The 11,820-nt window shown below is 65.8% G+C and carries 11 protein-coding genes; 2 read left to right on the forward strand and 9 right to left on the reverse strand.

The genetic code is table 11. The features are described from left to right. Window positions 1-212 precede the first annotated feature (212 nt). On the forward strand, window positions 213-1,808 hold the full coding sequence (locus P1X14_RS01695) for a permease (RefSeq protein WP_277313566.1): 1,596 nt from the start codon (window positions 213-215) through the stop codon (window positions 1,806-1,808). Beyond that, the gene (locus P1X14_RS01700; RefSeq protein WP_277313567.1) at window positions 1,805-2,806 is read left to right on the forward strand and encodes a serine hydrolase; all 1,002 of its coding nucleotides are present in this window, start codon (window positions 1,805-1,807) and stop codon (window positions 2,804-2,806) included. The genes P1X14_RS01695 and P1X14_RS01700 overlap by 4 nt, the downstream gene beginning before the upstream one ends. On the opposite strand, the gene P1X14_RS01705 is transcribed toward P1X14_RS01700, so the two are convergent. The 9 genes from P1X14_RS01705 to P1X14_RS01745 form a co-directional block, all read right to left on the reverse strand. Then, window positions 2,803-3,243 (reverse strand): hypothetical protein, encoded by a 441-nt coding sequence (locus P1X14_RS01705; protein ID WP_277313568.1) that lies wholly within the window; start codon window positions 3,241-3,243, stop codon window positions 2,803-2,805. The genes P1X14_RS01700 and P1X14_RS01705 overlap by 4 nt on opposite strands. Window positions 3,244-3,281: 38 nt before the next feature. Further along, the gene (dacB, locus tag P1X14_RS01710; RefSeq protein WP_277313569.1) at window positions 3,282-4,715 is read right to left on the reverse strand and encodes a D-alanyl-D-alanine carboxypeptidase/D-alanyl-D-alanine-endopeptidase; all 1,434 of its coding nucleotides are present in this window, start codon (window positions 4,713-4,715) and stop codon (window positions 3,282-3,284) included. Between the two features lie 75 nt (window positions 4,716-4,790). Further along, window positions 4,791-5,174, reverse strand: coding sequence for a hypothetical protein (locus P1X14_RS01715; protein WP_277313570.1), 384 nt, complete (start codon window positions 5,172-5,174; stop codon window positions 4,791-4,793). Beyond that, the gene (locus tag P1X14_RS01720; protein ID WP_277313571.1) at window positions 5,174-6,010 is read right to left on the reverse strand and encodes a TIGR02587 family membrane protein; all 837 of its coding nucleotides are present in this window, start codon (window positions 6,008-6,010) and stop codon (window positions 5,174-5,176) included. Before P1X14_RS01720 ends, P1X14_RS01715 begins: the two co-directional genes overlap by 1 nt. 40 nt (window positions 6,011-6,050) lie before the next feature. Then, window positions 6,051-7,292, reverse strand: coding sequence for a dicarboxylate/amino acid:cation symporter (locus tag P1X14_RS01725; RefSeq protein WP_277313572.1), 1,242 nt, complete (start codon window positions 7,290-7,292; stop codon window positions 6,051-6,053). Continuing rightward, window positions 7,289-8,854 carry an amidohydrolase family protein gene (locus P1X14_RS01730; RefSeq protein ID WP_277313573.1) on the reverse strand — a complete coding sequence of 522 codons (1,566 nt, stop codon included), beginning with the start codon at window positions 8,852-8,854 and terminating at the stop codon, window positions 7,289-7,291. The genes P1X14_RS01725 and P1X14_RS01730 overlap by 4 nt, the downstream gene beginning before the upstream one ends. Further along, a complete protein-coding gene (dgcA, locus tag P1X14_RS01735) occupies window positions 8,851-9,840 on the reverse strand; it encodes an N-acetyl-D-Glu racemase DgcA (RefSeq protein WP_277313574.1) in 990 nt (329 codons plus the stop codon). The genes P1X14_RS01730 and dgcA overlap by 4 nt, the downstream gene beginning before the upstream one ends. Continuing rightward, entirely contained in the window at window positions 9,798-10,832 is a 1,035-nt protein-coding gene (gene dgcN, locus P1X14_RS01740) for an N-acetyltransferase DgcN (RefSeq protein ID WP_277313575.1), read from the reverse strand. The genes dgcA and dgcN overlap by 43 nt, the downstream gene beginning before the upstream one ends. A gap of 70 nt (window positions 10,833-10,902) precedes the next feature. After that, window positions 10,903-11,787, reverse strand: a complete 885-nt coding sequence (locus tag P1X14_RS01745; protein ID WP_277313576.1) for a LysR family transcriptional regulator — start codon at window positions 11,785-11,787, stop codon at window positions 10,903-10,905. Window positions 11,788-11,820 lie beyond the last annotated feature (33 nt).

Below are 11,820 nucleotides of genomic sequence, written 5' to 3' on the forward strand. Positions count from 1 at the left end.
AAGAATGCTGCGGCGCGCCATAGTTTCTGTTCCCCGGGCCATAACCAATTGGCATTTTCTGTGACACTTCCCCTCCAAAGCGTGTTGCGTTTGCAACACTGGTGTCATGTTCCCCGCCATTGACTGCGCGCGCGTGCCAGCCGAGCGTGGGGATCCATCCGGCGGGGGACTGAAAATGGCGTTCGATCACTGTGCGTTGGGGATTTCGGCCCATGGCTGAGGCCCCCGTGACCGCCACCGCCGACGTGCCGCCGCCCGCGGTGAAGCCCGGAATCGGGCGGATGGCACTCTACGTGCTGCTGGGTTTCTCGGCCGGCCTGCCCTTCTACATGTTCTCGACCATCCTGTCGGCGCGGCTGACCGAGCATGGCGTCGCGCTGACGATCATCGGCTTCTTCGCCTGGGTCCAGCTTCTGCCGACCTTCAAGTTCCTCTGGGCGCCGCTGCTGGAGAAGTACGACGTGCCCGGCTTCGCCCGCTTCTGGGGCAAGCGCCGCGGCTGGATCATGCTGTCACAGCTGGGCATCGTCACCTCGATGGCCGCGATGACGCTGACTGCGTCGGATGCGAATCTGGCGGTCACCGCGCTGTTCGCAGTGCTGCTCGCCTTCTGGACGACCACGCTGGAAGTCGCCGCCGACGCATGGCGCATCGAACTGGCACCGACGCAGGAGGAACAGGGACCGATCGCCGCGTCGAACCTGTGGGGTTACCGTACCGCGATGGTCGCGGCCGGCAGCGGCGCGCTGATCTTCGCCGATCCATCGGGCAGTTTCGCCGGTACCCTGCGCAGCCTCCACATCGAGCCCAGCTGGACCTCGTCCTACCTGCTGATCACGCTTGCCGCGGCAATTCCCCTCCCCATCCTCGCATCCCTCCCGCCCCAGCCCTCGCGCGGCGACAGCGGCTCGCGCTGGACCGCGCTGGCGAGCGGACTGGGAGCGAGCGCCGTGATCCTGCTGGCCATCGGGCTGGTGACCGCCGCGGCCGGCTGGCTGATCCTCAGCGCCGCTTCGGGCATCGGTATCGACGCCAAGACCAATGTGACGCCATGGGTGCTCGGCATCTCCGCCCTGCCCTTCATCGCCATGGCCATTGCCCTGCCCCGCATCCGCAAGGCCGGACCGGATTCGCCGCTCCGTACGTCGACCGCGATCGGCCCCTATGTCGATTTCTTCTGGCGATATGGCACGCTGGCGATCACGCTGATGGCGTTCGTGTCGATCTATCGCATGGGCGACGTGCTGGCGCTGAACCTGTCCAAGCCGATGATCCTGGGCCTCGGCTATACCAAGACCGAGATCGGGCGGGCGGACGGCATCATCGCACTGGCCTCGTCCATCATCGGCGTCGGTCTCGGCGGCTGGATGGTCACGCGCTGGCCTTCGGCATTCACCCTGACCGTCGGCGCGATCTTCGCTGCCATCGGCAATTTCGGCTTCGTCTGGCTGGCGCATATGCCCCGCGACGAGATGACGCTCTACATTGCCACCGCGCTCGACCAGTTCGGTAACGGCATGGCCGGGGCGGTGTTCGTCGTCTACCTGTCGATGCTCTGCAGCCCACGCTATCCGGGCGCGCAATATGCGTTCCTGTCGGGCTTCGCCTTCCTGCTATCCCGACTGCTGGCGGGTGCAGGCGGCGCGATCGTCGAGCGGCTGAACCAGGCGCCCTGGCTAAAGGGTTTGAACGCCACCGGTTTCGACGCCTTCTTCTTCGCCTCGGGCGTCATCAGCCTCGCGGCCCTGCTGTTCCTGCCGCTGATCGCGCGCGCAAAAGCGCGGCCCTATGAGACGGCTGCGGCATGATCGACGACGCCTTTGCACCCGCCGCGCAAGCCATTGCCGATAAACGCATTCCCGGCGCGACGCTCGGCGTGGTGGCGGCGGACGGCCGCCGCTGGACGAAGACCGAAGGCATGGCCGCGCTGGTCCCCGAACCCGAGATCCTGACTCCGGTTCACTGGTTCGATCTCGCTTCGGTGTCGAAGGTGATCGCGACCACCACGATGATCCTCCAGCTCGCCGATTGGGGAAAGCTGGACCTCGACGCACCGCTCACCACCGCCATTCCCGACCTGCGCCAATATGACGTGGCGAACGCGGCAGAACGGAAGCTCACCTTCCGCGATTGCCTGTCGCATCGCAGCTTCTTCCCCGCGGTCGAGCCGATCTACACCTATGGCGACGATCCCGCCCGTCTGCGCGCCTTCGTGCTCCAGCGCGAGTGGCGGCATGTGGCCGAGCCGGTCTATTCGGACATCAACTTCATTCTGCTGGGCATCGCCATCGAGCGGATCACCGGCGCACCGCTGGGCGACTGGGGGTTGAACCCCGGCCTGACCTTCGGCCCGCCACCCGGCCCCGCCGTCGCGACCGAATTCTGCCATTGGCGCGGTCGCGTGTTGAAGGGCGAGGTGCATGACGAGAATTGCTCGGCGATGGGCGGACAGACCGGTCATGCAGGTCTGTTCGGCACCGTCGATGGCGTGCTCGATTTTGCGCAGGGCCTGCTCGACGGCACCGGCGCGTCCCCGGCGATGCTCGAAGCGATGCGCACGCCTTACTACGAACACCGCACCTGCGGCTGGGAGCGCAAGTTCGAGGGTTGGTCGGGCGGTCAGGCCTGTTCGGGCGAAACCATCGGGCATACCGGCTTCACCGGCACCGGCCTGTGGGTGGATTTCGAGCGCGGCCTCGCCTGGACGCTGCTGACCAACCGGGTGCACCCGACGCGGCATTTCGACAGCGGGATCTTCGTGCTGCGGCCCGAGACGGGCGATGCGGTGGTTAGGGCGTTTGGTTAGAGGCAAGCGCCCCAGCTCGGTGTTCCAGGCTTTGCGACATGCTCGTCGACGCTGCTCCTGTGCTTTGCTGCGCCATTTTTGCGCATAAGCTCGTAGAGCGACAGCGTGTCGCCCTGACACATTTCCGCGGTCGGCATATCCTTGTGCGCCATCTGCTTCTGGAATGCAGTCGCGCCCTCAACGGTCATGTCCGAGTTCGCCAGCACAAAGCTCCGCAACTTCACGTTGCCTTCGCTCAAGGCCAGCTGGAACTCCTTATCCTGTCCGGCTGTGCAACGCCTTCCTACTTCCTCCATCGCCGTCGATATGGCCCAGAGGCATAGCACCCCCTCACCGGGAGGCTTCTGGCGAGATGATCCATCCTGCATGGCCGGCAATGGCGCGGCGCCCAATGAGGTCAGGGCAAGAAGCGATAGCATTGCGCGGATGATGCTCATGCACTGAAGCTATCCAAGCGGCTGCGCAGGCACCAGCCTCAATTCGCCTCGGCGATCAGCACCAGCACCGCGTCCATCCACTTCGTCGCGCTCACGCCTTCGGGCACGTCATTGGCATAGGCCGAGAAGATCAGCCGCTTGCCGCTCTTCGCCGTCATATAGCCCGACAGGCCATTGGTTGCATTCAGCGTGCCGGTCTTGGCGAAGATGCGCCCTTCCAGAACGGTGCCGCGGAAGCGGCGGTTCAGCGTCCCGTCCACGCCGCCGATCGGCAACGTGGCGCGATAGGCCTCGCCCCAGGGTTGGGCCGCAATCCAGCGCAGGAAAGTCGTCATCCCGCGCGGTGCCACCCGGTTATAGGTCGACATGCCCGAACCGTCGGAAAAGTCGTATGCGGTGCGCGGCACACCCGCGAGCGTCAGCATCGCGCGCACCGCCGCCAGCCCGTCCTGCGTCGATCCGGTCCCGCGGACCAGCCCGACACGGCGCAGCAGCAGCTCGGCATGCAAATTCTGGCTGACCTTGTTGATATGGGTCAGGTCCTCGCCCAGCGGCGGCGGGGTGAGTTGCGCCAACCCGGTCACACGCTGCGCGCGGACAGGCGGATTGCCGCGATTGGCGGGATCGTCGGCCGGCGCTGTGGCACGGCGGCGAACGGTCACCTTGCCCTTTACCCGCACGCCCCGCGCCTCGAGCAGTGTCCGGAAACGCCACGCGGCATAATGCGCCGGATCGTCGATGCCGACACGAACCACCTCGGGCGCAGCCCCGGCTTTGATCGTGCCGGTCAGACGCAAGGTCATGCCGTTGGGATCGCGGTCGTACCCGATATCGGTCTTACCCTCGGTGACCGTCATGATCCGGTTGTCGATGGTGAAATAGGGATAACCCTCCACCTTCGGCTCGGCACCGTCCGCGCCCGGCGTGATCGTCAGCGCCAGCTCGTTATCGTCCAGCGTCAGCGCGGAAATGCCGGTGCCGGAACGCGACGGGATGTTGTTCCAGCTCATCCCCTGGCTCCAGCGCTGGTCGGGAAACAGCGTATCGTCGCCGATCACGTCGCGGATCCGCTTCGTCCGCGCCGCCACCGCATCGGCCAGCACCGCCAGGCAATCCACCTTGCAATCCGCCGCGCTGGACAGCCGCGCATCGCCCGCACCCTCGAGGATCACGTCCTTGCCGTCGAGCCGGACCACCGTTCCGCCCGTCACGTCAGGCTGGTCCAGCCCGGTCATGGTGTGGAAGGCGACGGCCGTCGTAAACATCTTGGTGTTCGATGCCGGGATGAAACGCCCATCGGGATTGATCGCAACGATCTCCCGCCCGGCTTCGTCGGTAACGACCAGGCCATAGCGAACGCCGGGACCAGCCTCGGCCAGCACCGTCTCGACACGCTGCTGCAGCGGCGGCGCGACCTGAGCGGAAACCGGCATGGCGACGAGAAGGGCGAGCGCGAGCATCGAACGTTTCATGGTCCGAAATCTAGACCGAAAACGCCCCCGCGCAATTCTTTCGCCGCTTTGGGGGCATAACCGCCAAGCATGGCGTCAAGGCGTCTGATAGCCCAGTGCGCGAAGCTCGACCTGCTGACCACGCGGATCGGCCTTGAAGAACAGCCCGCCCGAGGTCGTACCACGCCCGGGCACATAATCGAGCGTCGCGCTGCTCGTCTCCCCGGAAGCCAGCTTGCCCTCGATCTCCACCGCGGCCGCTGTACCACGAGACGCATTGCTCGCTTCGAATGCGACCACGAAGCCCGACGAGACCTGCGTCACCTGCCCCGCCGTCACCGTGATTGCGGGCGGCTCGTCTGCCGCGCCGGTTATCGCTTCCCGGCCAATCGCACCGAGCACGATCATCAACAGGATCAGCCCGATTCCCGCCGCGATCCATTCCAGCAGCGGCGCCGGCACGGATTGTCGTTTCGCCATCAGACCACCAGCCGCGCAACGGCCGCGCCCATCGCGGCAGGGAAGCCGAGCACCACCAGCGTGCCGGCAACAGTACCGATCTCCGCACTGTCTACCCGGCCGAAAGTCCACAGCACGTAGAAGCTGACCAGCAGCGCAATGGCATAGCCGGGAATGGTGAAGGTCAGGAACTGGCGGGCAAAGCCATATCCCTCCGGAGCTTCCTCCTGCCCGGCAAAACCCACCGCGAAGACGAGGACATGGAGCAGGAACAGCGATGCCAGCACCATCGCCACACTGTGCCATGGCGTCATCTTGAAGCCGATCAGGATGATCTCCTCCGTCGGCGCGACGTTGAAGGCGAGGAACAATGCGCCGCCCATCATCAGGAACAGCTGGCCGCCATAGCCGGAAGCGCGGGCGGCGTGGTCCTCATCCTCTTCGACGTCGCCGCCCGTCAGTTGCTTGCGCGCGATCATCGCGCCGAAGCTGGCTGGAACGGCTTGCACCGCGACCATGCCGATAGTTTCACCGACGGGAATGGCGGACGTCAGCAGCCCGAACAGCGCGAGCACCGCAGCCGAAGCGATGATGCCAACACCATATGCCGCCAGCGCGTCCAGAATATCCTCGGTCAGCGTGAGGGTATGCTCGAACCCGCCGAAGCGCGACAGGAACACCAGCATGACGAAGTTCAGCGACAGGAACAGCAACAGCCGAGCCGGATGGGCATAGAGGCCGAGCGACCACATCTCCATCGTCATCAGCAGCGGCAGCCCGAACAGGATCGCGCCGCCGAACGCGCGCGCCAGCCCGCGGGCATAATCGGTGTTGGTAGTGCCGGCCGCGCTGGTCATTGCGCGAGTGAAACTGCCCGCAGGGCGGGCGGTTCCGCGGTCAGGTATCGACCTTCGACCGGTAGACTTCCTCGTCCAGATCGCCTTCCCAGCGCGCGACGGTGGTCGCCACGGTCAGGTTCGCGCTGGCGCTGGGCACGGTGCGGGTCATGTCGAGCAGCCGGTCGAACGGCAGGACGAAGCCGACGATCAGCGCGATCTGCGGGTCTGTCACGCCGACGGTAGACAGCACCGAAGCCAGCATGAACAGCGAAGCCGACGGCACCGGTGCCGTGCCGAAGGCGGCAATGGCACCCGTCAGCAGCACCAGCGCATAGACGGTGGGCGTCATCGGCACGCCGAACGCCTGCAGCGCGAACATGCTCAGCAGGCCGACATACATCGCCGTCCCGTCCTTGCCGATGCTGGCGCCGAGCGGGAGAACGGTGGAGAAGACCGAACGGCCGATGCCCAGATTCTGCTCCGCCACCCGCATCGCCACCGGCAGCGTCGCGCCGCTCGACGCAGTGGAGAAGGCCACCGCCAGCGCATCGACGATGCCGCGGAAGAATGGGATCAGCGGCAGCCGCGCGACCAGCTTCAGGATCAGGCTGTGCACCACCACCATCTGGATCAGCGAACCGAGCACCACCGCGAGCGCCAGCCAGCCGATATTGACGAACACCCCCACGCCGTTCGCCGCAACCGCATTGGCCACCAGTGCGAAGACGCCGAACGGAGTCGCCTCCATCACGATGCCGACGACCTTCAGCAGCACCGCCGACAGCGACTGGAGCAGGTTCGCGAACGGCTTGCCCGCCTCCCCCGCGACCACCGTGCCGCACCCGACCAGGATCGCGACGAAGATCAGCGCGAGCATGTCGCCCTTCACCAGCGCTTCGAAGATGTTGAGCGGGATGATGCCGATCAGCTGCTGATAGGGCGTGACCTTCTGGCCCAGCTCATGCGCGACTGCGGTGCCGAGCGGCGCGCCGACGCCGGGCTGGATCAGCGTCGCAACGAGGATACCGACCGAGACTGCCACGAAGGTGGTGAAAGCGAACAGCCCGATAGTCCGCCCGCCAAGGCTGCCGAGCCGCTTGGGATCCGCCAGCGTCGTGATGCCCGCCGCGATCGTGACCAGCACGATCGGCGCGACCAGCATGCGGATCGCACGGACGAACAGCTCGCCCATGAACGCGACATAGGGCGTGCCCGCCGGCCATGCGAAGGCGAAGACCAGGCCGAGCACCAGCGCGCCGAGCACGCGCTTCCACAGCGGAATGCCGAACCACCAGCTCATTTGCAGGTGCCCGTCGATTTGTGCGGCAGCGCGCGGCCTGCCGCCTTGCCGGTCATCGCGCCATTATCGACCGCCAGCATGCCGTTCACCACAACGGTGCGCACGCCCGACGCCAGCAGCCGCGGCTGCTCATAGGTCGCCTGCGAGGCATAGGTCTTGGGATCGAACACCACGATATCGGCGAAATTGCCCTCGCGGATGCGTCCGCGCTTGGTCAGGCCGAACGTGTCCGCGGTCAGCGTCGAGCTGCGATAGATGAAATCCTGCAGGCTGATGACATTCTCGGCCACGACATATTTGGCGTATTTCCGCGCAAAGCTGCCGAAAACGCGCGGATGACCGCCCGAAGCGTCCGATCCGGTCATCACCCAGGGCATCTTCATGAAGGCGGCGATATCGTCTTCGCTCTGGTTGAACGAGACGACGCCCGGATCGGCGATGCGGATCACCGAGATCGCAGCGGTCACCGGATCCTCGTTCCGCTCCTTCGCCACATCGGCAAGGGTGCGGTTGAGATATTTGCCCTCGACGATCAGCAGCTTCTCCGCCCCGCCGCGCTTGCGCAGATTTTCGGTGATGCCGTCGCGGAGCTTCTCGCGCTGGCTGGCATCGTCGAAGCGCTTGAGCAGCGCAGCGCGCCCGCCATCCTGCGCCCAGAGCGGCATCAGCGACGCGACCAGGCTCGTGCCGCTGGCCGACCAAGGATATTGATCCGCGGTGATCTTCAGGCCCGCGGCCTGTCCTGCCTCGATCATCGCGATGATCTTCGGCGCCTGACCCTGCACATCGACGCCCAGCGCCTTGATATGCGCGATATGCACCGGAATCTGCGCTTCGCGCGCGATGGTCAGCACTTCCTCGATCGCGCCGGCAAGCCCGATCGTGTAGCTCGATTCGTCGCGGATATGGCTGTCATAGATGCCGCCATGCGCCGCCGCGACCTTGGCCAGTTCGACCACTTCGCCGGTTTTCGAAAAGCTCTGCGGCGCATAGAACAGCCCGGTCGAAAGCCCGAGCGATCCCTGGCACATCGCCGTGCCGACCAGCCCCTTCATCTTGTCCAGTTCGACCGGTGTCGGCGCGCGGTCGCCCGCGCCCATCACGCGTCCACGGATCGCGCCGAAACCGACATAGGCGGCATAGTTGATGCCGACCGGCTTTGCCTTCGCGCTGCCCAGCACCTTGCCGACCTCGGGCGATCCGCCGCCGTCATTGCCGATGAACGCAGTGGTCACACCCTGCATCAGGAAAGCCGGGATCAGCCGCCGCTTCGGATCCTTGGAAGCGAGATCGTCGCCCATATGGGTGTGCGGATCGATGAAGCCGGGCGCGACGATCATGCCCTTGGCATCGATGATCCGCTTGGCGATCAGGTCGTCGCCGGGCCCGACATAATGGACCTTGTCGCCGACGATGCCGACATTGCCGACGAACGGCGCCTTGTCGCCGGTATAGACCGTCCCGCCAAGGATCACGATGTCATAGATCTGGTGCGGCTTCGGCGCGGCACCGAGCGACAGCGCCGCGATCCCGACCAGGAGTGAGATGCGGCGCGAAATCATAGCGTTCCCCAGAAACCTTGCACGGGCGGGAGCATATAGCCCCCCTCGTCACGAACCCCGTCCGGCCGATCCTCCCGGAGCCAGACCGGCCCGTCAAGGTCCACAAAGTCCGACATACGCGCAATGTGCAATGCCGGCGCGATCGACAGCGACGAGCTGACCATGCATCCGGTCATCAGGCCCAGGCCGCAGGAGCGTGCGGCCTGGGCCAGCGACAGGGCAGCGGTCAGGCCGCCCGTCTTGTCCAGCTTGACGTTCACCACCTGATAGCGGCGCGCAAGCTGGTCGATATCGCCCGCGACATGAGCGGATTCGTCGGCACAGATCGGCACGTCCGGGGTGAAGCCCTCAAGCCATTCGTCCTTCTCGGACGGGACCGGCTGTTCGAGCAGATCGACCCGCAGCGCCACCAGCAGGGGCTGCAGCGCACGCACCAGCCCCTCGTCCCAGCTCTCGTTGGGATCGACGATCAGCCGCGCATTGGGCGCCGCGGCGCGAACGGCACCGATCTGTTCGTCAGGCGAATTGGTGTCGACCTTCACCTTGATCAGCGGCGCATCGGCAATGGCACGCGCGGCGGCACCCATCGCCGCCGGACTGTCGATGACTACGGTCAGCGCGCTGGCGAGACGCTGCGGCTCGGGATTGCCGATCAGTTCGGCGACGCTCCTGCCCGAAAGCCGCGCTTCCAGATCCCACATCGCGCAATCGACCGCATTGCGGGCCGCCCCCGGCTCCATCAGCGACTGGAGTTCCTCGCGGCTCGCACCCGCTTCCATCGCATCGCGCACAGCATCGATCTCCGCCATCGCGCTGTCGATGCTTTCGCCGTAGCGGGGATAGGGCACGCCCTCCCCCAGCCCGCGCATGCCATCCTGCTCGAGCGTCACCGTCACCACATCCGCCGCGGTCTTCACCCCGCGCGAAATGCGGAACGGGCGGCTCAGTGCGAAGCGATCGTGCTGCGCGCGGAGGGTGCGAGGCATAGCAGCTCGTCGATGATGGCTTCGGCGCCAAAGGCGATCGGATCGGTGGTGGGCAGGCCCAGTTGATCCTCGGTCCGGCGGCACAGCGCCAGCGCTTCGTTGCGGTCCATGGCCGAGGTGTTGAGGCAGACGCCCACCGCACGCACGTCCGGGCTGGTCAGCCGCGCAACCTGCAGGTTGGCGTCGAGGCACTCCCGAAGCCCCGGCAGCTTGCGGTTCTTCAACCCGCGCATGCTCTCGCGCAGCGGATCGTGGCACATCACGATCGCCTCGGCCTGGGCACCGTGCAGCAGCCCGGTCGAAACGCCGGCAAAGCTCGGATGGAATAGCGAACCCTGGCCCTCGATCAGGTCCCAGCCATCGTCGTCGCGCGCCGGGGCGAGCATCTCGATCCCGCCGGAAATGAAGTCCGCCACCACCGCGTCGATGGGAATGCCACCACCGGCGATCAGGATGCCGGTCTGGCCGGTCGCGCGGAAATCCGCCTTGACGCCACGCGCCCGCAGCGCGGTGGTCAGCGCCAGCGTCGCGTACATCTTGCCGACCGAGCAATCGGTGCCGACCGTCAGAAGACGGTGGCCGGCACGGCGGTAACCGTTGCCGACCACCAGGTCTGCGGGGGGATCGCGAACGTCGAACAGCTGAAGGCCCCGTTCCTTCGCCAGATCGGCGAGGCGCGGCACGTCGCGCAGCCGCTGGTGCAGGCCCGCGGCAACGTTCATTCCGGCTTCCAGCGCGGCCGCGGCATCGTTCACCAGATCGCCGCTCATCACGCCGCCCGAATTGGCGATGCCCAATACCAGCGTCTTCGCGCCGCGTTCGGCACCCTCCGCAATGGTCAGCCGGGGCAGGTCCAAGGTTAGCGGGCAATCGTCATGACGGAACTCGCCGACGCAATCTTCCGGACGGAAAGTCGCGAGACCGCGCGAGGTCTTGATGCCAACGAAATCGGTGCTGTGACCGAGATAGAGAAGATACGGTGCCGGGATCATAGGGCACCGACCGTAACTTGGCCTTTGGAAACAGACTCATAGTCTCTGCTAGGCCGAACATGCCCTTACGTTATGGCACGTTGATCACCTGGCCGAGGGTCTTGAGGAAATCGGTGGCCAACGCCGTCGGCGGGCGATTGAGCAGAAACATTGCGTGGACGTCGAACGTGATCTGCGGCTTGAGCGGGCGGATCGACAGGCCGGGTGTCAGCGAAGCCTGCGCGGTAAAGCTGTCGACCACCGTCATTCCCACGCCCTGCCGCACCAAAGCCGTGGCGATGTAGAAGGTCCGCGCCGACACAATCTCGTCGAGATCCAGATCGAGCCGCGCCAGTTCCTGGCTGAAGATCTGCCCGATCGGCCCGCTGCCGACCACGCTGATGAATTTGCGCCCGCGCAATGCCTCCAGTTCCAGCCGCGGCGGCGCGTCGGGCATGTCCTCCTCGCGATAGAGAACAACCAGCTCGCCCTCCCCCAGCCAGCGATTGCCCAGCGGCGTTGCAGGCGGCACCTCATAAGCGATCGCGACATCGGTCTCGCGCTCATAGAGTTTGCGCAGCAGATCGTCGTGATGGACGGTCTGGAGGTCGAATTTCACGTCCTGATGCGTTCGCAGGAATTGCGAGACTGCGGTCGGCAGCGCCGCCAACGCCAGCGAAGGCAGCGCCGAAATCCGCAGCGTCCCGCCCGATCCGCGACGCAGGTTCCGCCCCGCCTCCCGCAGCGCATAGACGCGCTCCTGGATCTCGCTCACCTCGGCGAACAACGTATGCGCATCCTCGGTCGCGACCAGACGGCCATTGGTGCGCTGGAACAGCTGGAAACCGAGCAGCGACTCCGCATGGCGCAGCATCTTCGAGACGGATGGCTGCGACACGTTCAGCGCGCGCGCCGCGGCGCTGACCGATCCGTTGACGTAAACTGCGTGGAATATCTCGATATGGCGCAGGTTCATGGGGCCAGCCTAGTGCGCCCTGCCCACAGGGCA

Source organism: Sphingomonas sp. AOB5 (assembly GCF_029433115.1).
Taxonomy (GTDB): Bacteria; Pseudomonadota; Alphaproteobacteria; order Sphingomonadales; family Sphingomonadaceae; genus Sphingomonas.

What these genes read in the sequence shown, in the direction of transcription:
- P1X14_RS01695 (WP_277313566.1), top strand. Translation starts at nt 213, where the DNA reads ATGGCTGAGGCCCCCGTGACCGCCACCGCCGACGTGCCGCCGCCCGCG.
- P1X14_RS01700 (WP_277313567.1), top strand. Translation starts at nt 1,805, where the DNA reads ATGATCGACGACGCCTTTGCACCCGCCGCGCAAGCCATTGCCGATAAA.
- P1X14_RS01705 (WP_277313568.1), bottom strand. Translation starts at nt 3,243, where the DNA reads ATGAGCATCATCCGCGCAATGCTATCGCTTCTTGCCCTGACCTCATTG.
- dacB (WP_277313569.1), bottom strand. Translation starts at nt 4,715, where the DNA reads ATGAAACGTTCGATGCTCGCGCTCGCCCTTCTCGTCGCCATGCCGGTT.
- P1X14_RS01715 (WP_277313570.1), bottom strand. Translation starts at nt 5,174, where the DNA reads ATGGCGAAACGACAATCCGTGCCGGCGCCGCTGCTGGAATGGATCGCG.
- P1X14_RS01720 (WP_277313571.1), bottom strand. Translation starts at nt 6,010, where the DNA reads ATGACCAGCGCGGCCGGCACTACCAACACCGATTATGCCCGCGGGCTG.
- P1X14_RS01725 (WP_277313572.1), bottom strand. Translation starts at nt 7,292, where the DNA reads ATGAGCTGGTGGTTCGGCATTCCGCTGTGGAAGCGCGTGCTCGGCGCG.
- P1X14_RS01730 (WP_277313573.1), bottom strand. Translation starts at nt 8,854, where the DNA reads ATGATTTCGCGCCGCATCTCACTCCTGGTCGGGATCGCGGCGCTGTCG.
- dgcA (WP_277313574.1), bottom strand. Translation starts at nt 9,840, where the DNA reads ATGCCTCGCACCCTCCGCGCGCAGCACGATCGCTTCGCACTGAGCCGC.
- dgcN (WP_277313575.1), bottom strand. Translation starts at nt 10,832, where the DNA reads ATGATCCCGGCACCGTATCTTCTCTATCTCGGTCACAGCACCGATTTC.
- P1X14_RS01745 (WP_277313576.1), bottom strand. Translation starts at nt 11,787, where the DNA reads ATGAACCTGCGCCATATCGAGATATTCCACGCAGTTTACGTCAACGGA.